This is a genomic window from Azospira sp. MPR-LB4 (assembly GCF_058809525.1).
The window spans coordinates 622,276-645,449 of record NZ_CM179521.1; the positions used below are offsets into that span (position 1 = coordinate 622,276).

The 23,174-nt window shown below is 65.2% G+C and carries 14 protein-coding genes and 7 tRNA genes; 17 read left to right on the forward strand and 4 right to left on the reverse strand.

Features of this window, described 5'->3' with window-relative positions; translation table 11 throughout:
• Window positions 1-5: 5 nt before the first annotated feature.
• The 5 genes from AC3QLZ_RS02920 to AC3QLZ_RS02940 all read left to right on the forward strand — a co-directional run bounded on the left by AC3QLZ_RS02920 (window position 6) and on the right by AC3QLZ_RS02940 (window position 7,638).
• Entirely contained in the window at window positions 6-3,872 is a 3,867-nt protein-coding gene (locus AC3QLZ_RS02920) for a PAS domain-containing protein (protein ID WP_014237808.1), read from the forward strand.
• Window positions 3,869-4,993, forward strand: a complete 1,125-nt coding sequence (locus tag AC3QLZ_RS02925) for an HD domain-containing phosphohydrolase (RefSeq protein WP_014237809.1) — start codon at window positions 3,869-3,871, stop codon at window positions 4,991-4,993. The genes AC3QLZ_RS02920 and AC3QLZ_RS02925 overlap by 4 nt, the downstream gene beginning before the upstream one ends.
• A 40-nt stretch (window positions 4,994-5,033) precedes the next feature.
• Window positions 5,034-6,164, forward strand: coding sequence for a response regulator (locus AC3QLZ_RS02930; protein WP_014237810.1), 1,131 nt, complete (start codon window positions 5,034-5,036; stop codon window positions 6,162-6,164).
• Between the two features lie 331 nt (window positions 6,165-6,495).
• A complete protein-coding gene (locus tag AC3QLZ_RS02935; protein WP_157870644.1) occupies window positions 6,496-7,020 on the forward strand; it encodes a hypothetical protein in 525 nt (174 codons plus the stop codon).
• Between the two features lie 15 nt (window positions 7,021-7,035).
• Window positions 7,036-7,638, forward strand: a complete 603-nt coding sequence (locus tag AC3QLZ_RS02940) for a hypothetical protein (protein ID WP_014237811.1) — start codon at window positions 7,036-7,038, stop codon at window positions 7,636-7,638.
• Between the two features lie 147 nt (window positions 7,639-7,785).
• Here the strand turns inward: AC3QLZ_RS02940 and parC are convergent, their stop codons facing one another.
• Entirely contained in the window at window positions 7,786-10,329 is a 2,544-nt protein-coding gene (parC, locus tag AC3QLZ_RS02945; RefSeq protein ID WP_014237812.1) for a DNA topoisomerase IV subunit A, read from the reverse strand.
• A gap of 2 nt (window positions 10,330-10,331) precedes the next feature.
• Window positions 10,332-12,305, reverse strand: a complete 1,974-nt coding sequence (locus tag AC3QLZ_RS02950; protein ID WP_014237813.1) for a DNA topoisomerase IV subunit B — start codon at window positions 12,303-12,305, stop codon at window positions 10,332-10,334.
• Between the two features lie 346 nt (window positions 12,306-12,651).
• Between AC3QLZ_RS02950 and AC3QLZ_RS02955 the strand changes: the two genes are divergently transcribed.
• Window positions 12,652-15,024 (forward strand): penicillin-binding protein 1A, encoded by a 2,373-nt coding sequence (locus AC3QLZ_RS02955; RefSeq protein ID WP_014237814.1) that lies wholly within the window; start codon window positions 12,652-12,654, stop codon window positions 15,022-15,024.
• 249 nt (window positions 15,025-15,273) lie between these two features.
• Here AC3QLZ_RS02955 and AC3QLZ_RS02960 read toward each other — a convergent pair whose 3' ends face one another.
• Window positions 15,274-15,696 (reverse strand): hypothetical protein, encoded by a 423-nt coding sequence (locus tag AC3QLZ_RS02960; RefSeq protein ID WP_157870645.1) that lies wholly within the window; start codon window positions 15,694-15,696, stop codon window positions 15,274-15,276.
• Window positions 15,697-15,893: 197 nt separating this feature from the next.
• On the opposite strand from AC3QLZ_RS02960, the gene AC3QLZ_RS02965 reads away from it, so the two are divergent.
• Window positions 15,894-16,226, forward strand: coding sequence for a hypothetical protein (locus tag AC3QLZ_RS02965; RefSeq protein ID WP_157870646.1), 333 nt, complete (start codon window positions 15,894-15,896; stop codon window positions 16,224-16,226).
• On the opposite strand, the gene AC3QLZ_RS02970 is transcribed toward AC3QLZ_RS02965, so the two are convergent.
• Window positions 16,205-16,279, reverse strand: a tRNA-Val gene (locus tag AC3QLZ_RS02970). The two genes, AC3QLZ_RS02965 and AC3QLZ_RS02970, sit on opposite strands and share 22 nt — an antisense overlap.
• Window positions 16,280-16,436: 157 nt before the next feature.
• Here AC3QLZ_RS02970 and gltX point away from each other — a divergent pair.
• The 10 genes from gltX (at window position 16,437) to AC3QLZ_RS03020 (ending at window position 23,127) form a co-directional block, all read left to right on the forward strand.
• Window positions 16,437-17,828 carry a glutamate--tRNA ligase gene (gltX, locus tag AC3QLZ_RS02975; protein ID WP_014237815.1) on the forward strand — a complete coding sequence of 464 codons (1,392 nt, stop codon included), beginning with the start codon at window positions 16,437-16,439 and terminating at the stop codon, window positions 17,826-17,828.
• Between the two features lie 66 nt (window positions 17,829-17,894).
• Window positions 17,895-17,970, forward strand: a tRNA-Ala gene (locus tag AC3QLZ_RS02980).
• A 23-nt stretch (window positions 17,971-17,993) separates the two neighbouring features.
• Window positions 17,994-18,069 (forward strand) — tRNA-Glu (locus AC3QLZ_RS02985).
• Between the two features lie 89 nt (window positions 18,070-18,158).
• Window positions 18,159-18,235: transfer RNA gene (locus tag AC3QLZ_RS02990), tRNA-Asp, on the forward strand.
• Window positions 18,236-18,467: 232 nt separating this feature from the next.
• Window positions 18,468-18,543 (forward strand) — tRNA-Ala (locus AC3QLZ_RS02995).
• 23 nt (window positions 18,544-18,566) lie between these two features.
• Window positions 18,567-18,642 (forward strand) — tRNA-Glu (locus AC3QLZ_RS03000).
• Window positions 18,643-18,697: 55 nt separating this feature from the next.
• A tRNA-Asp gene (locus AC3QLZ_RS03005) sits at window positions 18,698-18,774 on the forward strand.
• Between the two features lie 77 nt (window positions 18,775-18,851).
• Complete coding sequence (locus AC3QLZ_RS03010) at window positions 18,852-19,613, forward strand: SIR2 family NAD-dependent protein deacylase (protein ID WP_014237816.1); 762 nt, start codon at window positions 18,852-18,854, stop codon at window positions 19,611-19,613.
• Window positions 19,614-19,797: 184 nt separating this feature from the next.
• Entirely contained in the window at window positions 19,798-21,615 is a 1,818-nt protein-coding gene (locus AC3QLZ_RS03015; RefSeq protein WP_014237817.1) for a lytic transglycosylase, read from the forward strand.
• Window positions 21,616-21,906: 291 nt separating this feature from the next.
• On the forward strand, window positions 21,907-23,127 hold the full coding sequence (locus tag AC3QLZ_RS03020; RefSeq protein WP_014237818.1) for an MFS transporter: 1,221 nt from the start codon (window positions 21,907-21,909) through the stop codon (window positions 23,125-23,127).
• Window positions 23,128-23,174: the final 47 nt, after the last annotated feature.

The window sequence follows — 23,174 nt, forward strand, 5'->3', positions numbered from 1 at the left end:
GCCCCATGCTCTCGCCGCTGCACATCCTGGTCATCGAGGACATGGCCAGCGATTACCTGCTCCTGGCCCGCAGCCTCAGCCACGGGGAGATCCCGGTGGAAACCCGGCACGTCGGCAACGTGGACGAGCTCAACGAGGCCCTGGAGGATCGCCACTGGGATGTGGTGCTGTGCGACTACTCCATTCCCGGCCTCTCTTTCGAGGACGCCTTCCACCTGATCCGCCGGCGCCAGCCGGAGGTGCCGGTGATCGTCGTCTCCGGCTCCCTCATGGACGAGGACGCGGTGGACCTGCTCAGGCTGGGCGCCTCCGACTTCGTCCTCAAGGACCGGCTGGCCCGGCTCATGCCCGCCATCTGCCGCAGCATCGAGGAAAGCGAGGAAAAGCAGCGGCGCCAGCGCATCGAGCGGGAGCTGGAGATCGTCTGGGAACGGCTCGACCTGGCCCTCACCGCCACCAACGACGGCCTCTGGGACTGGGACCTGAGCAGCAACGCCCTCTACCTCTCGCCCCGCTGGTTCACCATGCTCGGCTACGGCGAAAACGAATATCCCTGCAGCCTGGAAACCTGGCGCCAGTTCATCCACCCGGACGACCTGACCCGGGCCATGGCCATCCTCAGCGACGCCACCGGCGCCACCGGCCGGGAGCGTATCGAGCAGGTCCTGCGCATGCGCAGCAAGGACGGCACCTGGCACGACGTGCTCTGCCGCGCCATGGCCATCCGCAACGACGGCCAGGTACGCCGCATCATCGGCACCAACACCGACGTCACCGCCATCAGCCAGGCCCAGCACCAGTCCCTGCAGACGGAAGCCCGCTACAAGGCCCTGGTGGAAGCCTCGGCCCAGATTGTCTGGAGCTGCAACGCCCGGGGCGAAATCTTCGAGGACTCCCCCTCCTGGCAGGCCTACACCGGCAGCAGCATGGCCGACGGCGATCTGCGCCTGGCCTCCATTCACCCGGAAGACAAGGAGGAACTGGCCCGGCGCTGGCGCCAGGCCCTCAGCCAGAACTCCATCCTGGAGATGGACCACCGCCTGCGCCACCATTCCGGCCAGTGGCGCTGGACCCACTGCCGCGCCGTGCCCCTGCGCCTGGCCAACGGCCGCATCGGCGCCTGGGTGGGGATGAACATCGACATCCACGACAAGAAGCTGGCCGAGCTCAACCAGCAGCGCTACGAGCAGCTGGTGCTCAACGCCGGCGACGGCCTGGCCATCTACGACCGGGACCTGCGGGTGTGCCTGTGCAACCGGGAATTCGCCGAATTCCTGGGCCACACGCCGGAGAGCATCCGCGGCCTGGCCCTGCAGGAGCTGCTGCCGGCGGACCGCTTCGAGAAGGCACTGCCCCACCTGCAGGCGGCGCTGCAAGGCCAGTCGGTGCGCTTCCAGCTGTCGGTGGACAGGCCCAGCCGGGGCACCTATCACATCAGCCTGCGCTACCAGCCCCTGATGCAGAACGGCCAGATCGACGGCATCGTCGCCAGCCTCACCGACGTCAGCGAGCTGAAACAGGCCGAGCAGGCCCTGCGCCAGACCCAGGTGGAACTGGAGCAGCACCGGGACAAGCTGGAACAGCTGGTGGAATCCCGCTCCGCCGAACTGCGGGCCAGCGAGGCCCGCCTGCGCCTGGCCATCGCCGCCGCCGGCCTGGGGGCCTGGGAATACGACCCGGAACTGGAATGCCACCTGCCGGCCCTCAGCGGCAACACCCTGTTCGACCTGCACCAGGGCAGCTTCGCCGAATTCCTCCAGGCCATCCACCCGGAGGACCGGGAAGCCATGGCCCAGGCCATGGGCCAGGCCCTCCACACCGAAGGGCGCCATCTCTTCGAATACCGGGTGCTGCAGCAGGGCACCTGCCGCTGGGTGGCGGACACCTTCGACGTGCAGCGCCGCCAGGGCCGCCTGCAGGTGGTGGGCACCCTGCAGGACATCACCGAGCGACGCCAGGCCGACGCCACCCGGGAAGCGGCGCGGGAGGCGGCGGAGCAGCTGGCCCGCATCAAGAGCGAGTTCCTCGCCAACATGAGCCACGAGATCCGCACCCCGCTCAATGCCATCCTCGGCTTCGCCCAGCTGGGCCAGCGGGAGACGCCGGAATCCCGCGCCAGGATTGGCTTCCAGCGCATCCATGACGCCGGCCAGCACCTCCTGGGCATCATCAACGACATCCTGGACTTCTCCAAGATCGAAGCCGGCAAGATGAAGCTGGAGATGCAGCCCACCAATCCCTGCGAGGTGGTGGACCACGTGGTCAAGCTGATGGCCGCCTCGGTTTTCCAGAAGGGCCTGGAACTGCGGGTGGAGGAAAGCGACAACCTGCCCGCCGCCTTCGACGGCGACTCCCTGCGCCTGGCCCAGGTGCTGCTCAACCTGCTGGGCAATGCCCTCAAGTTCACCGACCAGGGCAGCATCACCCTGCGCGAGGAACGGGACGGCCAGGACCTCATCTACAGCATCCGCGACACCGGCATCGGCATGAACCGGGAGCAGCTGGGGCGCCTCTTCCACGCCTTCGAGCAGGGCCACGGCGGCGCCTCCCGGCGCTTCGGCGGCACCGGCCTGGGGCTCACCATCACCAAGCGCCTGGTGGAGATGATGGGCGGCAGCATCGAGGTGGAATCCACCCCGGGCCAGGGCACCTGCTTCTCCATCCGCATCCCCATGCACAACGTGGTCGAGGCCCAGCCCTCCCCGCCCCTGCAGGTCGGCCTGCTCGGTTTCGAGCAGGAGGACCGGCGCCAGCTGGCCGCCACCCTGGCGGCCTACGGCATTTCCACCGCCATCATCGGCGGCGACGCGGCCACCACCCCCAGCGGCCTGGCCCTGGTCGTCGCCGACGTCAAGGTGGAGCCCGCCCTCCTCGGCCGCCTGCTGCAACGGGGCGAACGGGTGGCCGTGCTGCACCAGCCCGGCTGCCTGCCCCCTCCCAGCCCCCTGGCGCCGGAGCTGCAATACCTGGAGCGGCCCCTGCGCGCCTGCCATGTGGAATCCCTGGCCCTGGGCCAGTGCGCCGCCGGCACCACGGCGGCGGACCCCCAGCGCCGCCTGGGCGGCATCGCCATCCTCATCGCCGAGGACAACCAGGCCAACCGGCTGGTGCTGCGGGAACTGCTGGAATCGGAAGGGGCCAGCATCGTCTGCGTCGAGAACGGCCTGGAGGCGGTGGAAACCCTGCAACGACGCGGCCCCCAGGACTTCCAGCTGTTCCTCACCGACGTCCAGATGCCGGTCATGGACGGCTACACCGCGGCCCGGGAAGTGAGCCGCCAGTACCCGGAGCTGCCCATCATCGGCGTCACCGCCAACGTCACCCTGGAAGACCGGCAGAACTGCCTCAACGCCGGCATGGTGGACCACGTGGGCAAGCCCTACCAGCTCGACGCCCTGGTGGAGGCCATCCTGCGGGTGGTGCGCAGCGACGCCCGGCCCTCGCCCCTGTGGCAGGCCCCGCCCAACCCGCTGCCGACCCCGACAACCCCACCACCTCCCCCTGCTAGCGACCTCGATTCCGACGCGATAGATTGGCCCCAGCTGCGCAGCCGCCTGGGGGTCAAGCCCGGGCTGATGGAGCGCTTCCTGCGCCTGTTCCTGGAAAGCAACGGCCGCCTGCCCGACGAACTGCGGGACCTGGCCTGCAACCCGGACCTGGAGCGGCTGCGCCGCCTCGGCCATGCTCTCTACGGCTCCGCCGCCAACCTGGCCGCCGTACCCACCGCCACCCTGGCCCGCCGCCTGGAATACGCCGCCGCCGCCGGCGAGCCGGAAAGCGCGGTCCTGGCCGGCGAACTGGCGGACCAGTTGGAGCGGCTGTTCGCCACCATCCACCAGTATCTGGACCAGTTGCAGGAGAACGCGCCATGACCTCCCGGCCCATCCTCGTGATCGCCGACGACCAGGCGGAAAACCTCCTGCTGCTGGAGGCCATGCTCCAGGAAGACTACGAGGTGCGCACCTTCCCCGACGGCACCGACGTCCAGCTCTACCTGAAGCAGGGCGGCCGGGCCGACATTTTCCTGCTCGACATCGTCATGCCCCACCTGGACGGTTTTTCCCTCTGCCGCCAGATCAAGGCCAATGCGACCACCCGGGAACTGCCGGTGATCTTCATCACCGCCCTCGACAGCCCGGACGTGGAAGCCCGGGGCCTGGCCCTGGGCGCGGTGGACTTCATCCACAAGCCCTTCTCCATGCCCGGCATCAAGGCCCGCCTGCGCACCCACCTGCAGCTGGCCGCCACCAGCCGCCAGCTGCGGGAGCAGAACGAAAACCTGGAAGCCCTGGTCGCCCAGCGCACCCGGGAATACATGGAGCAGACCCGGGAACTGCTGCAGCGCAAGCAGCAGGTCATTTCCGGCCAGGAGGCCACCATCCGCGCCTTCTGCTCCCTGGCCGAGGCCCGGGACAACGAGACCGGCAACCACATCCGCCGCACCCAGAACTACGTGCGCATCCTGGGCCTGGAACTGCAGGACCACCCGGACTTCCGCCACCACCTGGACGACCAGGTGGTGACCCTGCTCTACAAGTCCGCCCCCCTGCACGACATCGGCAAGGTGGGCATCCCCGACCGCATCCTGCTCAAGCCGGGCAAGCTCGACGCCGCCGAGTGGGAAATCATGCGCGAGCACTGCCGCATCGGCCGCGACGCCATTTCCCAGGTGGCCAAGGAAGTGGGGGAAGACAACGACTTCCTGCGCTACGGCATGGAGATCGCCTACGGCCACCACGAGCACTGGGACGGCGGCGGCTACCCCCAGGCCATCAAGGGCGAGGACATTCCCGTCTCGGCCCGCCTGATGGCCGTGGCCGACGTCTACGACGCCCTCATTTCCCGGCGCGTCTACAAGCCGCCCATGCCCCACGACGAAGCCCTGGCCTACATCGTCGGCCAGGCCGGCAGGCATTTCGACCCCACCGTGGTGGCCGCCATGCAGGCCCAGGAGCGGGCCTTCGTGCGCACCGCCACCGAATTTAGCGACTGAACCAATTCACATCAGCAATCAGTAATCTGCGGGAGGAACCATGAAGATTTTCATCGTCGACGACGACCCCCTGGCCCGGCTGGTCACCACCAACAGCCTGGAAGAACAGGGCTTCACCATGATCGAGCTGGAGGACGGCCAGGCCTGCCTGGGCCGGGTGGAGGAGCAGCCCGACATCATCATCCTCGACGTGGAAATGGACGGCCTCGACGGCATCGCCACCTGCCGCGCCCTGCGCCAGGACGGCCACGAACGGCCCCACGTGCTGTTCATCTCCAGCCACGACGACATGGAGACCCGGCTGGCGGCCTACGACGCGGGCGGCAACGACTTCCTGGTCAAGCCCTTCATGCCCGACGAGCTGACGCGCAAGATCCGCCAGGCCATCGGCCAGCTGGAACTGCGCGACTCCCTCGCCTCCCGGGCCGACATGGCCCAGACCGTGGCCTTCTCCGCCATGTCCTCCATGGGCGAGATGGGCGCCGTGCTCGAATTCATGCGCAAGTCCTTCCTTGCCCTCAGCCCCCGGGAACTGGCCCAGGAAATTTTCAACACCCTGGGCGGCTACGGCCTCCAGGGCGCCGTGGAAATCCGCAGCCCCGACCACGCCCCCCTGCACTTCAGCAGCCAGGGCTCGGTAGCCCCCCTGGAAAGCGCCATTCTCGAATACGCCCGCAACCTGCCGCGCATCGTCCAGTCCGCAGAACGCATGGTCATCAACTACCCCCTGGTGACCCTGCTCATTCCCCAACTGCCCCAGGACGACCCGGACCGGGTCGGCCGCCTGCGGGACCACCTGGCCATCGTCGCCGAAGCCGCCGAAGCCCGGCTGCAGGCCCTGGGCACGGAAAACCTGCGCCTGGCCCAGGCCGAAGCCATCGTCCAGGCCGTCACCCAGCTCAGCGTCACCCTGGAAGAGATCGAAAAACGGCAGCAGGAACAGCGCCTGCAAGCCCAGGCCGCCCTGATCGCCCACCTGCACGAAATGGAAGACGCCTTCGTCCGCCTGGGCCTCAGCAGCGAACAGGAACACTCCCTGATCCGCATGGCCCGCGCCGCCATGGAAGACCAAAGCGCCTCCCAGGCCGGCCAGGAGACGCTGGAAATCAGGTTGAGGGAAGTGGTGCGGGCGTTGAACCGGGCTATTCAGGGGAAGGCGGTGAGGCAGTGAGGGGGAATGAATGTTTGTCGGCCGAACGGAAACGACGGCTGCTCGCAAAAATTGGCAATTCATAATTGGACCGACTTTCTTGAGCCGAATCTCTACCTAGCCATGTCCACTTCCGACCATGAGTGGTCATTGATGAATTTGTCCCGTAAGCGGACATCCGAGCAACCTTCTTGGTGTCCGCATTATTGGAGTTGTTATACGGACCCATCGGAGGCCACTTCCTTGCCCCACAAGCAATTCCTTAAGCATAGTTGCTGCCTGTATATCAATTCATATACGGACCCAGAGGGTCCGTTTAATAACTCTTAGGTTTCTCAACACAGAGGTGCGTATGTCCCAGGAAACTCCGAAGATGACTTTTGGTGACGTCATTACTCAGAAAGACGTCACTGACGCCATATTCAAGAATCTGACTTGGTATCTTGCCTGTGGCGCATTGTTGAAATTCACCATTGCGCTCGGGCCATCCGGCAATTGGTGCTTAGTGCTCCTCATGTTCGCAACTTTCATCGGTCTATTCACCTTGAACATGGCGTTTGGTGTGAATCACATCCTCATGCCGATTGACGCAGGGCTCGGTCAAACTCTCGATCAACTGCGACAACAGAACGCCGCCGATAAAAGGAACAGCAGCAAGTTCAAAAGAACCCTTGGTTTCATGTTTGGCTCCTTGAAGGGCTGGACTTACCTTGGCTTGTCATGCATCTACGTGGCGGTCACTTTTCAGCTTGTAGGTTTGGCCGCTAACAGTGTTCCGGCCCCAAGTGACCCTACCAAGGTTGCGGAGGTGGCGGCGCCTCAGGGAGTGGCGACGAACGAGAAAGCTAACCCTGCGGCGGGGGACACTGCGCGATAAAGTCGCGCAGCGTCCATGACCTCCACGTTGGGTGCTTTAATGTCTCCCCTAGAAAAGAGCACATTCGCGAAGATGTTTGAGGCTGCCGAGTTGTGCCGGGAGCGCGCTCTTGATATTCCTATGCTTGTATTGCTCTACACGGCGATGGATACGTTGGCTTGGGCGCTTTATGGCGATAAGACCCAAGGGGTTCGCGAGCGGTTCACTGCGCTCTGCGACAGTCACATTCTTCCAGGCAGTAGCATTCAATGTGCGGCGCTAGAACTCTACGCCGCAAGATGCTCTGTTCTCCACACCCTTGGGTGGGAGTCGGATTTGAGTAAATCAGGTAAAGCAAGGTCAGTCTTCTACTCATTCGGTACTGACGATCCAACGCTAGCTCAAGCAGCACTCGAACTTACCAATCCAGGCCAATTTGTCTCGCTTAGGCCCGATGAACTTCTAGTTGCTGTTAAGGGGGCCGTCGCAACAATTGCGAAGCTCGCTTCCAAGGACGAAGGGCTTGCTACCCGCTTGTCCATTGCTGCAGGTAAACAGTTCAGATCGCTCGAATCCACCGCTGGTGACAAAATTTTTGGGGCGTTTATTGAAAGGATGCAAAGCAATGAACGCACCTAACCCGTCATTCCAGTGGACCGCCTCCGGCGGCCGCTGAATTCCAACGTTGAACTTCCGCTTTCCCAAGCAACCGATTTCAGCTTTGAGTCGAAAGCAGTCAAAAAAAAGGGGCGCCTAAGCGCCCCTTTTCTTTTCCCATCAACCGCCCTACTTCAGCGGCGTCTCCCGTACAAAGCCCACCGGCTGGGTTCTACCGATGAAGGCTTCGCCCTTGCGGGCCCGGGCGCTGAGGAAGATTTGCACGTCCTTGGGCGTCACGGACATCTGGGTTTCCTTGCCGGTCTTGGAGATGCAGCGGATCTGCAGGGTCTCGTCGGAGGCGGCCACGGCCACGGCGGCCAGGGTGTCGCCTTCGTTGAGTTTCATCAGGATGACGCCACGGCCGCCCCGGGGCAGTTCGTTCACGTCGGCGATGGGGAACACCAGCAGGCGGCCGCCGCTGCTGATGGCGAGCAGGGTTTCGTGGCTGTCGAAGGTCCATGGCGAGAGAATGGTGTCGCCCGGCTCGACGCTGATGAACTGCTTGCCGGCCTTGTTGCGGCCGAGCATGTCGCCGATGCGGCAGGTGAAGCCGTAGCCGCTGGAAACGGCCAGCAGCACCCGCTGTTCGGCGTTGCCGCAGACCATCTGGGCCACCTTGGCGCCGCTGGGGATGGTGATGAGGGTGGCCACCGGCACGCCGTCGCCGCGCCCGCCGGGCAGGCTGGAGACGGGCACGGTGCAGGCCCGGCCATCGGTGAGCAGCACCACCACGTTGTCCACGGTGCGGCATTCCTGGGCGGCGAAGAGGCGGTCCCCTTCCTTGAAGCCGACGGTGGAAAGGTCGAGGCCGTGGCCCTGGCGGGTGCGCATCCAGCCCTTTTCGGAGAGCAGCACGGTGACGGGTTCATTGACCACCACCTGGGCCACGGCGGCCCGCTCGGCGGCTTCCACCACGGTGCGGCGCTCGTCGCCGTATTTCTTGGTGTCGGCCTTGATCTCGCTGATGATCAGGCTCTTCATGGCCTTGTCGTCGGCCAGGAGGTTTTCCAGGCCGGCCTTCTCTTCCCGCAGCTCGGCCAGTTCCTGCTCGATCTTGATGCCTTCGAGGCGGGCCAGCTGGCGCAGGCGGATTTCCAGGATGTCTTCGGCCTGGCGGTCGGAGAGGTTGAAGCGGGCGATCAGCGCCGCCTTGGGCTCGTCCGACTCGCGGATGAGGTGGATCACTTCGTCGATGTTGAGGAAGACGATGTGCCGGCCTTCCAGGATGTGGATGCGGTCGTTCACCTTGCCCAGGCGGTGCTCGGTGCGGCGGCGCACGGTGTCGAAGCGGAAGGCGATCCACTCGGCCAGCAGGTCCTTCAGGGTCTTCTGCCGCGGCCGGCCGTCCAGGCCGATGGCCACCATGTTGATGGGGGCCGAGGATTCCATGGAGGTGTGGGCCAACAGGATGTTCATGAACTCGTTCGCATCCTGGCGGCTGGAACGGGGTTCGAACACCAGGCGCACCGGGTGCTGCTTGTCGGATTCGTCCCGGGCCTTTTCCAGCACCGAGAGGATCAGCTGCTTGGTCTGGGTCTGTTCCTGGGTCAGGGTCTTCTTGCCGGTCTTGACCTTGGGATTGGTCAGGTCCTCGATCTCTTCCAGGATCTTCTGGTTGGAGGCGGAGGGCGGCAGTTCATAGACCACCAGCTGCCACTGGCCCCGGGCCAGTTCTTCCACCTTCCAGCGGGCGCGCACCTTGAGGGAGCCGCGGCCGGTCTCGTAGGCGTTGCGGATGTCGGCGGGGGTGGAAATGATCTGGCCGCCGCCGGGGAAGTCCGGCGCCGGGATGTATTCCATGAGGTCGGCCACGGACAGTTCGGGCTTCCTGATCAGGGCGATGGCCGCTTCGGAGACTTCCCGCAGGTTGTGGCTGGGCATTTCCGTGGCCATGCCGACGGCAATACCGGAGGCGCCGTTGAGCAGCAGCATGGGCAGGCGGGCCGGCAACAGGGCCGGTTCCTGGAAGGCGCCGTCGTAGTTGGGCTGGAAATCCACGGTGCCCATGTCCAGCTCGCCGAGCAGCAGCTGGGCGATGGGGGTGAGGCGGCATTCCGTGTAACGCATGGCGGCGGCGGTGTCGCCGTCCCGGGAACCGAAGTTGCCGATGCCGTCCACCAGGGGGTAGCGCAGGGAGAAATCCTGGGCGACGCGGACGATGGCTTCATAGACGGAGGAATCGCCGTGGGGGTGGTATTTACCGATGACGTCGCCCACCACCCGGGCGGACTTCACCGGCTTGGCGCCGCTGGTCAGGCCCAGCTCGTTCATGGCGTAGAGGATGCGGCGCTGCACCGGCTTCTGGCCGTCGCAGACATCGGGCAGGGCCCGGCCCTTGACCACGCTGACGGCGTATTCCAGATAGGCCCGCTCGGCAAAGAGGGCCAGGGGGGCCGAATCGGCGTCCGTCGGCAGGGGCGGCAGGGGGGCCAGGTTGTTGCCGCCACCGCTGCCCCCGGAGGCAGCAGCCACGGGCATGTCCGCATCGGCATCGCCAGCATCGCCGCTGGATGCGGCTTCCAGGGCACCGTCCATTTGCGCGGCCTGTTCGATCAGGTGTTCGGCCACGGCCTCGGCCTGGGCCACTTCGGCGGCAGTCGCCTTGTTGTCGTCGGCGGCGAAGAGATCGCCGCTCAGGCTGTCGTTGTTATGCTCGTTCTTGTGGGTCATGGTCAGATATCCGCCTCGACTTCGTTACCGTGCACTTCCAGCCATTCGCGGCGGGAGCTGGCTTCGCCCTTGCCCATGAGCATGTTCATCTTGGCGATGGTCTCTTCCATGGGGTAGTCGCCGAATTCCACCCGCACCAGACGGCGGGTGTCCGGGTTGAGGGTGGTGTCCCACAGCTGTTCGCTGGACATTTCGCCCAGGCCCTTGAAGCGGGAGATGGAGAGGGCTTCGAGCTTGATGCCTTCCTTGACCAGCTTGTCCTTCACCGCTTCCAGCTCGTTCTCGTCCAGGGCGTAGATCTTGCGCGGCGGCCGGTTCTTGCCCTGGCCCGGCACGTCCACCCGGAACAGGGGCGGCTTGGCGACGTAGATGTTGCCGTTGGCGATGAGCTTGGGGAAATGGCGGAAGAACAGGGTCAGGAGCAGACACTGGATGTGGCTGCCGTCCACGTCCGCGTCGGACATGATGATGACCTTGCCGTAGCGCAGGCCGTCGATGCTGGTGTCGCTTTCCAGGGTGTGGTGGTCCACACCGATGGCCACGGCGATGTTGTGGATTTCCACGTTGGCGTAGAGCCGGTCCGGCTCCACTTCCCAGCTGTTCTGCACCTTGCCGCGCAGGGGCAGGAGGGCCTGGAATTCCTTGTCCCGGCCCTGCTTGGCGGAACCGCCGGCGGAATCGCCTTCCACCAGGAACAGCTCGTTGCGCTCGATGTCGTCGGATTCGCAGTCGGTGAGCTTGCCCGGCAGCACGGCGACGCCGCTGCCCTTCTTCTTTTCCACCTTCTGGGCGGAACGCTGGCGGCTCTGGGCCTGCTTGATGGAAAGCTCGGCCAGCTTCTTGCCGTATTCCACGTGCTCGTTGAGCCACAGCTCGAAGGTGTCGCGGAACATGGCGCTGACCAGCTTCACCGCGTCCCGGGAATTGAGGCGGTCCTTGGTCTGGCCCTGGAAGCTGGGGTCCAGGATGCGGGCGGAAAGGAGGAAGCTGGCGCGGCCGAAAACGTCTTCCGGCAGCAGCTTGACGCCCTTGGGCAGCAGGCTGTGCATGTCCACGAAGCTCTTCACGGCCTGGAAGATGCCGTCCCGCAGGCCCGATTCGTGGGTGCCGCCGCCGGGGGTGGGAATCAGGTTCACATAGGATTCCCGGGCCAGGGCGCCCTCTTCCGTCCAGGCGATGGCCCAGGCGGCGCCCTCGCCCTCGGCGAAACCGTCGCCGTTGGTCGGCTTGCCGGCGTATTTCTCGCCGACGATCATGGGGATCACCAGGTCGGTGCCGTCCAGCAGTTCGGCCAGGTAGCCGCGCATGCCGTCCTTGTAGGCCCATTCCTTGGTCTCGCCGCTGCGCTCGATGTGCAGGGTGACGGCAACGCCGGGCAGCAGCACGGCCTTGGAGCGCAGGATGTGCTCCAGCTCGCCCATGGGGATGGTGGGGGAATCGAAATACTTGGCGTCGGGCCAGGCGCGCACCCGGGTGCCGCTGGCCTTCTTCGGCGCATCGCCGATGCGGGCCAGGGGCTCCACCACGTCGCCGGCAGCGAAGACCAGGCGGTGCATGCCACCTTCCCGGGCCACTTCCACCTCGAGGCGGGTGGACAGGGCGTTGGTGACGGAAACGCCGACCCCGTGCAGGCCGCCGGAGAAGCTGTAGGCGCCGCCGGCGCCCTTGTTGAACTTGCCGCCCGCGTGCAGGCGGGTGAACACCACTTCCACCGTCGGCGCATTTTCCACCGGGTGCAATTCCACCGGAATGCCGCGGCCGTTGTCGGCCACGGAAATGGAGCCATCCACATGGACGGTGACCAGGATGCTCTTGGCGAAACCGGCAATGGCTTCGTCCGCCGCGTTGTCGATGACTTCCTGGATGATGTGCAGGGGATTTTCGGTCCGGGTGTACATGCCCGGACGCTGCTTCACCGGTTCCAGGCCCTTGAGGACCGTGATCGACGAAGCGTTGTAATCGGAAGGATTGCTCATGGTGCTTTTTTCCCCGTTTCGGGCAAAGCGGCAAAAACGCCGCGACAGGCTAAACAAAACGGGCGTCAGATTACCAAATTCGGGCCGGCAACGCCCATCCTGCTTGTATGACAGGCGGGCCGTCCACCGGCCCCGGCGCGGCGCCCCGGCCTTGCCGGATCACATTTAATCGTTGAAAAACAAGGGCCATTGCTGAAAACGGGGGCTTGCGTCCGATAATTCCCCGACTATTGCGGTGCAGCGATAAAATTGGCGCCAGGCAGCCGTTCCAGCGCCAGCCAAGAAGTCCGGTCCCGCCCCGCCTGCGGCAAGGGCAGCGGCCAGACAGCGGAAAGCGATCCAGCCCTTGAATCCCCACACCTTCCCCGTTCGCCTCCAGACCCTTCTCCTCGACTACTGGCAACGCCTGCGCCGCCTCGGCTGGCGCGGCGTGCTGCTGCTCCTGGCCCTGCCGCCGGCCCTGCTGCTGGCCCTGCTGCTGGCCTATACCCTGCTGCTGATCCCCTTCACCCCGGGCATCAGCGACCTGCGCAAGGCCAAGCAGGAGCAGCCGGCCCGCATCCTCAGCGCCGACGGCAAGGAACTGGCCGTGTTCAAGCGGGCCAACCGGGAATGGGTGAAGCTGGCCCAGGTGTCGCCCCGGGTGGTGGAGGCCCTCATCGCCACCGAGGACCACCGCTTCTACCAGCACCACGGCATCGACTGGCGCCGCACCGCCGGCGCCGCCCTCAACACCTTTTCCGGCGACCGCCAGGGCGGCTCCACCCTGACCCAGCAGCTGGCCCGCAATCTCTACCCGGACGAAATCGGCCGGGCCCCCACCCTGACGCGCAAGCTGAAAGAGGCCATCACCGCCCTCAAGATCGAGGCCCTGTATACCAAAGAGGAAATCCTCGAGACCTACCTGAATACGGTGCCCTTCCTCTACAACGCCTACGGCATCGAAATGGCGGCCCGCACCTATTTCGACACCTCCGCCGGCAACCTGGACGTGCTGCAGAGCGCCACCCTGGTGGGCATGCTCAAGGGCAACAGCTACTACAACCCGGTGCTCAACCCGGAACGGGCGGTGCAGCGGCGCAACACGGTGCTGGCCCAGATGGTGAAGCGGGAGCGACTCTCCCCGGCCCAGTTCGACGGCCTGAAGAAAAAACCCCTGCGCCTGGACTTCGAACGCCAGAGCGAGCCGGAAGGCCCGGCCCCCCACTTCGCCCAGCAGCTGCGCAAATGGCTCATCGCCTGGGCCGACGACCATGGCTACAACGCCTACGCCGACGGCCTGGTGGTGTACACCACCCTGGATTCCCGCCTGCAGGCCTGGGCCAACCAGGCCGTGGCGCGCCAGGGCTACGTGCTGCAGAACCAGGCCGATGCGGCCTGGAACCGCCGCGGCGGCTGGAACGCCGCCAATCCCCTGGTGCGCACCCTGGTGGGCGAAACGCCGGAATTCCGCAGCGCCGTCGCCGCCGGCCTGGGCCAGGAGGAGGCACTGAAGAAACTCCTTGCCGACAAGGCCTTCATGGCCGCCCTGCGCCAGCAGAAGACCCGCATCCAGGCCGGCTTCCTCGCCCTGGACCCGCGCAACGGCCAGGTCCGGGCCTGGGTCGGCAGCCGGGATTTCAGCCAGGACGCCTTCGACCACGTGCAGCAGGCCAAGCGCCAGCCCGGCTCCACCTTCAAGCCCTTCGTCTATGGCGCCGCCTTCCTGCGGGGCGCCCAGCCCGGCGACAGTCGCATGGACCAGGCCGTGGAAATCCCCCTGGCCGGCGGCGAAATCTGGCGCCCCGCCGACCACGAGCCGCCCAGCAACCAGCCCATTACTCTGGCCACCGCCCTGGCCCTGTCGAAAAACACCGTCACCGCCCAGCTGATGCAGGAAGTGGGCGCGGTGCGGGTCGCCCGCCTGGCCCAGGCCATGGGCATCCGCCAGAGCCGGCTGGAAACGGTGCCCTCCCTGGCCCTGGGCACCAGCCCGGTGAGCCTCCGGGAAATGGTCGCCGCCTACGGCACCATCGCCAACGGCGGCGGCTACCTGGAGCCGGTGCTGGTGAGCCGCATCGAAAACGGCAAGGGCAAGATCCTGGCCGAATTCGCCCCGGCGGACCCGGAACCGGCCCTGCCACCCAAGGTGGCCTACACCCTGGTGGACACCATGCGCGGCGTCATCGACCGGGGCACCGGCAGCGCCATCCGCAGCCGCTTCGGCATCCGCGCCGACGTGGCCGGCAAGACCGGCACCACCCAGGACAACACGGACGGCTGGTTCATCCTCATGCACCCCCAGCTGGTGGCCGGCGCCTGGGTCGGATTCAACGATGCCCGCATCACCCTGCGCAGCGACTACTGGGGCCAGGGCGCCCACAGCGCCCTGCCCATGGTGGGCGATTTCTTCCAGCAGGCCCTGCGCTCGCGCCAGATCGACGCCAAGGCCCGCTTCGCCGAACCCGAGGACAGCAGCCTGTTCACCCGCGTCCTGGCCTGGGGCCGGGACTGGTTAACCCGACTGCTGGCCCCCGCGCCGGAAGTTCCTCCGCCCCACAGCCCCCGCCGCACACCCGCCCCGGCCAGCCCGCCGCCGCAACCCGAGCCCCTGCCCGTCGAACCGCCCCCGGCGCCACCGCCGGAAGAGGCCAACCGCTACGGCGAACCGGGCTTCAATCCCCTGGCCCCGCCGCCGCCCAACGCCCCGGCGCCCAGCACTCCGGTGGAAGGCCAGTAGATCTGGCCATCCAAATCAATCCCTGGGCTGCAAAAACCACCGGCTGAAGTCTTTTCCGAGGCTGTCCCTGGGGGGCGGGATGGCTACGATTCCCCTGAAGCAGAGAAGACGAGTCTGAAGCGCGTATCGAAGACAGCACCCGGTGGCTGCAGATGGGCCACATCACAAGCTCTCGCCGGTGGGATTTCCACCGGCGCATGAATCGACGAACTGCGCCAGACTCCCCCAGCGGAGGACCGGATTGGATGGTCACGATTGCCCACCCTTGGTGTAGCTCTTGACCCTTTTGATATACGGTTCGCATCCAGCCAGATTGCCGCTGAACTCCCAATCCTTGATGACCTTGTCCTCCCCCACAACTAATTTGATGGTGCAGTTATAGCTAACAGGCACCAGTTGAGACGAGGTTGTGGTTCCAAAAACCGGCGTGCGTCCTACATATCCAGTCGTAGTCGCCGTTTGGGGCATAAAAACTGCTGAATTCCGGCTTTCTCCCCAGTAATAGACCGTATCCCCGGAAAACTCCTGCTTACTGTTCGGATAGCCGAGAGCACTGAATGCTTCCTTCTCATGTCGTCCTACCAAGGCATTGAGACCATCCTCAAGCTGACCAAAGGTTGCGCAACCAGACAGGGCGACTGCAGCGACAACGATAGCGAGGTTTTTTTTCATAGGCTTTTTCCTCTCCAGGTTCAACGAGGGGGCAGATTCTACGAAAACCTTTTTGCCACGGGAAAGCCTCCGGACAACTTGAAAAACAACGTAGGTCTCCTGCTGCCGGAGCAAGGAACTGGTTGCGGTTTGGTTGGAGCGAGGGAGCGGCCCCCTTGGCCTGCGTTATGGCTGCTCCCCACATCGAAGTAGCGGGCATGCCCAGCAAAAAGCTCCGCGAAAAACTTGGCCAATGCAAAGCTCTTGGTACCGATGGCAAGGCTCTTCTCGGCAACGAAGGTTTCGGCAACCCGGACGAAACAGCAGTAGGAAACACCGACAGCCGGCACGGAGCAGGCAGGGGGATGATGACGAAAGGGGAAAACCGGGGGACGAGTCTGAGGCCGCAAAGGGCATCGACAGGAGTAGCGGAGATGGGGCTTTTTGCCCGAGCGGAAGGCAAAAAGCAAAAAAGCCGCCAAAAGGCAGCTTTTTGTTTTTCGTCACACCGTCGTTTTCCAGAGGTTTCTGGTGGGTGGTACAGGGATTGAACCTGTGACCCCTGCCGTGTGAAGGCAGTGCTCTACCGCTGAGCTAACCACCCGGTGCGTCGAAGAGGTGCGCATTAGACCACAACAATTTCGGGTGGTCAAACGTTTTTGAAAAAAACATCTTTTCTCCCCCGGAGCGCCCGCTGCCGGGACCGGCGTCCATGGCATCCATTACAATAGCCTTCTTTTGTTCAACGCCAGACACCCACCATGATCCGTACCCGTTTCGCCCCCAGCCCCACCGGTTATCTGCACATCGGCGGCGCCCGCACCGCCCTCTTCTCCTGGGCCTACGCCCGCCGCCACGGGGGCAAGTTCGTGCTGCGCATCGAGGATACGGACGTGGCCCGTTCCACCCCGGAAGCCGTGCAGGCCATCATCGACGGCATGAACTGGCTCGGCCTGGAGCACGACGAAGGCCCCTTCTACCAGATGCAGCGCATCTACCGGTACAAGGAAGTGATCCAGCAGATGCTGGAAGCCGGCACCGCCTACCACTGCTACACCTCCCCCGAAGAACTGGAACAGATCCGCGAAGCCCAGCGGGCCAAGGGCGAAAAGCCCCGCTACGACGGCCGCTGGCGCCCGGAGCCGGGCAAGACCCTGCCCACCCCGCCTTCCGGCATCCAGCCGGTGGTGCGCTTCAAGAACCCGGTGGACGGCGTGGTGACCTGGGACGACCTGGTCAAGGGCCGCATCGAGATCAGCAACAGCGAGCTGGACGACTTCATCATCGCCCGGGCCGACGGCACCCCCACCTATAACTTCTGCGTGGTGGTGGACGACTGGGACATGGGCATCACCCAGGTCATCCGCGGCGATGACCACGTGAACAACACCCCGCGCCAGATCAATGTGCTGCAGGCCCTGGGCGCCAGCGTGCCCCAGTACGCCCACCTTTCCATGATCCTGGGCGACGACGGCCAGAAGCTGTCCAAGCGCCATGGCGCCGTTTCCGTCATGCAGTACGACGAGGACGGCTATCTGCCGGAAGCGGTGCTCAACTACCTGGGCCGCCTGGGCTGGTCCCATGGCGACGACGAAGTGTTCTCCATGGAACAGTTCTGCCAGTGGTTCGATCTGGACCACATCACCCCGTCGGCCGCCCAGTTCAATACGGAAAAGCTGAACTGGCTCAACGCCCACTACATCAAGCAGGCCGACAACGGCCGCCTGGCCGACCTGGTGCGCCCGCGCCTGGCGGCCCGGGGCATCACGCCGGCGCCGGTGCCGGCCCTGGAATCCATCATCGCCCTCTACAAGGAACGGGTGCATACCCTGAATGAGCTGGCGGATGCGGCCGAGGTGTTCTACATCGACATCCACCCCAACGCCGAACTGCTGGCCCAGCACCTCAGCGAGGAAGCCAAGCCGGCCCTGGCCGACTTCATTGCCGGCGTCCAGGGCGTCAATTGGGAAGCGCCGGCCATCGGCGCCCTGATCAAGGAGACCGTGGCCAAACACGGCCTGAAGATGCCCAAGCTGGCCATGCCCCTGCGGGTGCTGCTCACCGGTCAGGCCCAGACCCCGTCCGTGGATGCAGTGGTGGCCCTGTTCCCCCGGGAAAAGGTGCTGGCACGACTGGCCGCAGCAAAAATTTAAAAAAAGTTGGCGAAGAGGGTTTACAAGCTAAAAAACGCTCCCTATAATTCGGCCTTCTTTCGCGGCGGGGGTATAGCTCAGCTGGGAGAGCGCTTGCATGGCATGCAAGAGGTCCGCGGTTCGATCCCGCGTACCTCCACCATACAAATGCGAAAGATACCTAGGGTCCCCATCGTCTAGAGGCCTAGGACACCGCCCTTTCACGGCGATAACCGGGGTTCGAATCCCCGTGGGGACGCCACCTACAGCAGGGCTTGCTGATCGACAAAATCAGCAAGCCCTAAGTTTTGTAAGCGGCACCAGTTTTACCGTTGCAAGCTTCAGAAGTTCGGAGTGGTAGTTCAGTTGGTTAGAATACCGGCCTGTCACGCCGGGGGTCGCGGGTTCGAGTCCCGTCCACTCCGCCAGCTAAAAGCAAAAAGCCAGCAGAAATGCTGGCTTTTTGCTTTTCAGCCCTCCCCTTGTCACCCCCGACCGCCCTACGAGCCTTTCCCCATCAGGCCCACAGCCCGTCAAAGAGTACGCGGCAAGAGACAAAACAGGGACTTATCCAGGTGAATGGCGATTTTCTTAAAAAAAATCACAAAAGGGCTTTACAACCCCAAAAACGCTCCCTATAATTCGGTCTTCTTTCGCGGCGGGGGTATAGCTCAGCTGGGAGAGCGCTTGCATGGCATGCAAGAGGTCCGCGGTTCGATCCCGCGTACCTCCACCATACAAATGCGAAAGATACCTAGGGTCCCCATCGTCTAGAGGCCTAGGACACCGCCCTTTCACGGCGATAACCGGGGTTCGAATCCCCGTGGGGACGCCACAGATTCAAGTGGTACCGGCAGCATCGGTAGCGCAGTACAGAGTTAAAGCAGTTTGGAGTGGTAGTTCAGTTGGTTAGAATACCGGCCTGTCACGCCGGGGGTCGCGGGTTCGAGTCCCGTCCACTCCGCCAACAAAATAGAAAAAACCGGCCCTGGGCCGGTTTTTTCGTTTCCAGCCCCCATTTCCTCATATCTCCGGGAATCCGCCATGGACACAGCCGCCACCCTGGATGCCGTTGCCGAAGAACTGGCAGAGGCCCGCCGCGTCCTTTTCATCACCGGCGCCGGCATCTCCGCCGACTCGGGACTGCCCACCTACCGGGGCGTCGGCGGACTCTACGAGGAGGACCTGACGGCGGAAGGCTTCTCCATCGAAGAGGCGCTGTCAGGCCCCATGCTGCACCAGCATCCCCAGATCACCTGGAAATACCTGGCCCAGATCGAGCGCACCTGCCGCGACGCCCGCCCCAACCGGGCCCACCAGGTCATCGCCGATCTGGAACGGCGCGGCACCGCGGTCACCGTCTTCACCCAGAACATCGATGGTCTGCACCGCCAGGCCGGCTCTTCCGACGTCATCGAGATCCACGGTCGCCTGCATCATCTGCACTGCACCCGCTGCAGTTACGAGGTGGAAGTGGACAGCTTCTCCGATCTGGAACTGCCGCCGGCCTGCCCCCGCTGTAACGCCCTGGTACGGCCCCGGGTGGTGCTTTTCGGCGAATCCCTGCCGCAGATGGAAATGGAACAGCTGCTCCGCACCCTGGATGCCGGCCCCGACATGGTCTTTTCCATCGGCACTTCCAGCCTCTTTCCCTATGTGGCCGAACCGGTGCTGTGGGCCAGCGAGCAGGGCATCACCACGGTGGAGATCAATCCGGGCACCACGCCCGTCAGCCCCTTCGCCGACCACCACATCACCCAGGGGGCTGCCGCCACCCTGGAGGCCCTGTGGCAACGCCTCCGGTAAAGACCGTACGTCATTCCAACGGCCTGGATTTTTTACCTTTGGCAGCGGATATCCCCTTCTTTTCATAGGGTATAATTCCGCGATTAGGTCATCCTGAAACGTCGTGCCCGACGCCCGGCCCGCCTGCCGTGCCGGCCCTCGGGAATCCCCCCGCCTGGCGGGGAACAGCAGACAAAGAGAATCTATGACGCTCGACGACACGCTAGGCTGCACCCTCCGCTTCATCCGGCAACTCCATCGTTCCCTCCCGGCCCTGGCCTGCGGCGCCCTCTTCGCCGCCACTCCCGCCCAGGCCAACGACCAGCCCCTGACGCTTTCCTTCGCGCCCAGCCTGCAGTCCATGGTGCCGTCCCGCACCGAACTGTCCGCCCGCCCCGAAGCCAGCCCGGTCCAGAACGATGGCAGCCTGCCGGTGGAGGAGATCGCGCCGATCCCCCAGTTACCCCGCACCATCGACCTCACCGCCTCCCCCGACAACCTATGGGAACGCATCCGCAACGGCTTCGGCATGCCGAACCTGAACAACGACCTGGTGCTGACCCACCAGCAGTGGTACATGAACCGGCCCGATTACGTGCGACGCATGGTCGAACGCAGCCGCCGCTACATGTTCCACATCGTCGAGGCCATCGAGAAGCGCGGCATGCCCATGGAACTGGCCCTGCTGCCCATGGTGGAAAGCGCCTACAACCCCATGGCCTATTCCCGCAGCCACGCTTCCGGCCTGTGGCAGTTCATTCCCTCCACCGGCAAGAACTTCAAGCTGGAACAGAACTGGTGGGTGGACGACCGGCGCGACATCATCGCCTCCACCTCCGCCGCCCTGGACTATCTGCAGACCATCTACGAGATGCACGGCGACTGGCAGCTGGCCCTGGCTTCCTACAACTGGGGCGAAGGCGCCGTCGGCCGGGCCATCGCCAAGAACCGGGCCAAGGGTCTGCCGACAGATTACGAAAACCTGACCATGCCGGCGGAAACCCGCAACTACGTGCCCAAGCTGCAGGCCCTCAAGAACATCCTCTCCAACCCCCGCCTGCTGGCCCAGTTGGACCTGCCCCAGATTCCCAACCAGCCCTACTTCGCCGCCGTGGCCAAGCCGGCCGACATGGACGTGAAGGTGGCGGCCAAGCTGGCGGAAATGCCGGTGGATGAATTCGTCGCCCTCAACCCGGCCCATAACCGCCCGGTGATCAAGGCCGACCGTCCCCTGGTGCTGCCGGCGGAAAAGGTGGAGCGCTTCCGCGCCAACCTGGAAAACAACGAAGCCCCCCTCTCCTCCTGGACCTCCTACACCCTCAAGGCCGGGGAAAAGCTGGACAAGGTGGCAGCCCGCCTGGGCGTCTCCGTAGCCCACCTGAAGACGGTGAACGGCCTGCCGCCCAAGGCCAAGGTAGGCGCCGGCACCACCCTGCTGGTCCCGGCCCGGGACGGCATCGAAGGCGACCTCGCCGTCGCCTCCTTCACCCCGCCGGCAGCCGAAACCGCACCCGCCCGCAGCGACGCCCGCGCTGATTCCCGTGCCGACTCCCGCAACGAACCCCGGGCCCAGCCGGCCAAGTTCCACGTGGTCAAGAAAGGCGACACCCTCTTCTCCATCGCCCGCCGCTACGACGTTTCCGTGGACGAGCTGAAGCGCTGGAACAAGCTGGGCCGCAACATGGCCGCCGGCACCAAGCTCACCGTGGCCCCCGCCGTCGCTGCTCCCGCTGCTGCCGCCAAGACCACGGTGGCCAGCGCCCCGGCCAACGGCCGCGTCAGCGCCACCCTGGAAGGCAAGAACCTCAAGCTGAGCAAGAACGACAAGGCCCCGGCCAATGCCAAGGCCGCTGCCGCCAAGGCCAAGGTGGCCCGCTACACCATCCGCAAGGGCGACACCCTGGCCGGCATCGCCAAGAAGTTCAAGGTGGAAGCGGACGACATCAAGCGCTGGAACAAGGTGGCTCCGGGCAACCTGAAACCGGGCCAGACCATCACCATCCAGCTGGCCCAGAACGACTGAGGCCGAAGGACGACGGATAAAGGCGCCTGCGGGCGCCTTTTCTTTTGGCCGACGGGGCGCGGCAAGGATTTTCCGCCTTCCGCCACCTTTCCCCGACGGCTACGTTGTGGCGCGCCTAAGCTGCCGCCACCTGCAGGTGCAGCCCTACACCGTCATCTCCAGTGCTTCAAGTACGGATATCCCCGCTCCGGCGGGATTGCGGCGGGGCGTAGAATTCAAGCCTTCGCCGCCGTCCCTGCCGGCGCCGGGCCGCGCCTGGCCGCCCCGGAACCCGGCCTCCACTCGCTGACCATGACCCCCACGTCTTCCACCGCTGCAGCCGCCGATAACGGAGGGCTGCAAGCCGGCACTCCCGCCTTCCGTCGCGCCAACCTGGCCCTGGCCACCGGCGGCTTCACCTGCTTCGCCCTGCTTTACGGCACCCAGCCGGTGCTGCCCCAGCTCACCCACGAGTTTGGCATCTCCCCGGCCAGCGCCAGTTTCAGCGTCGCCGCCGGCACCCTTTCCATGGCCCTGCTGCTCATTCCCCTGAGCCTCATCGCCGACCGCTATGGCCGGGAACGGCTGATGCGCCTGGGGCTGCTGGGGGCCGCCTTGTTCGCCTGCGCCTCCGCCTTCATGCCGGACTTCCACCTGCTGGTGCTGTGCCGGGCCCTGCTGGGCGCCTGCATTGCCGGGGTACCCGCCGCCGCCATGGCCTACCTGGGGGAAGAGATCGCCCCCCACGCCCGAGGCCGGGCCATGGGCCTCTACATCGCCGCCAACGCCCTGGGCGGCATGTCCGGGCGCTTTCTCTCGGCCCTGGTGACGGGCTGGTGGGACTGGCGCCACGGCCTGGGAGCCCTGGGCCTGCTGGGGCTGCTGGCGGCCTTCACCTTCTGGCGCCTGCTGCCGCCGGCCCAACACTTCAGGCCCCGCTCCCTGAAGCCCCGCCTGCTGCTGGCGGACGTGGGCCGCATCTACGCCGACCCGGGCCTGCCCTGGCTGTTCGTCACCGCCTTCCTCATCATGGGCAGCTTCGTCGGCATCTACAACTACCTGGGCTTCCGCCTCAGCCTGCCGCCCTACGGCCTGGGCCCGGCGGCCATCGGAGCCATCTTTCTGCTCTACGCCGTGGGCAGCGCCTCCTCGGCCCTGGCCGGCCACCTGGCGGACCGCATCGGACGCAGCCGCATCGTGCTGCTGATGAGCCTGACCATGGCCGCCGGCATCGGCCTCACCCTAGCCGCGGCCCTGCCCCTGATCATCCTCGGCCTGGCCGTGTTCACCTTCGGCTATTTCGCCGTGCATGCGGTGGCCAGCGGCTGGGTGGGACGCCGGGCCGGGCCGCGGCGGGGGCTGGTCTCCGCCCTGTACCTGTCCAGCTATTACCTGGGCGGCAGCGTCATCGGCAGCGCCACGGGCTGGCCCTGGATCCATGGCGGCTGGCCGGGAGTGGTGGCCACCCTGCTGGCCTGCGTGGCGGTGGTGCTGGGCATCGCCCTCTCCCTGCGGCGCCTGGGAGACGGCTAAGGAACCCGGAAAAAACCCAGGCCGCAAAGGCAGAAGGGACGCCACTT